Raw genomic sequence first — 555 nt, 5'->3', positions numbered from 1 at the left:
GCCATTGGCCAGGTGCTGCCACAGCGCCTGCTTCTTCGACGCCGCCACGGCGTGCGCGTTGGCCAGGGAAACCCCCAGCAGCGCGTTGGCGCCCAGGCGGCCCTTGTTCTCGGTGCCGTCCAGATCGATCAGGCGACGGTCCAGGCCTTCCTGGTCGGCGGCATCGAAGCCCTTGAGCGCATTGGCGATCGTGGTGTTGACGTTGGACACGGCATTGCGCACGCCCTTGCCCAGGTAGCGGGTCTTGTCGCCGTCGCGCAGTTCCACCGCTTCCTTGGTGCCGGTCGAGGCACCCGACGGAACCGCGGCGCGGCCGAACGAACCGTCCTCGAGGATGACTTCAGCTTCCAGCGTGGGATTGCCACGGCTGTCGAGGATTTCACGGGCGTGGATGCTGCGGATCGTGGTCATAGCGGGCCGGTTACCAGTCAGGAAGGGGAAACGCCAGAAAGTAGCGTTGAAAAGCTGCCGCGTGATTATCGCCATCCGCCTGCCGCTTGCCAAATCGGCATTGCGACGCGGTCGCCGGCCAACGCCGAGTCACGCGGTCAGAGC

At 65.9% G+C, this 555-nt stretch carries 1 pseudogene; it reads right to left on the bottom strand.

The window, feature by feature from the left end:
• Window positions 1–411, bottom strand: a pseudogene (gene eno / locus ACXJKJ_RS31710) (phosphopyruvate hydratase); the annotation flags it as partial.
• Window positions 412–555: the final 144 nt, after the last annotated feature.

This window comes from Roseateles sp. P5_E1 (genome assembly GCF_054049335.1).
This window is presented reverse-complemented; position numbering and strand designations above follow the sequence as displayed.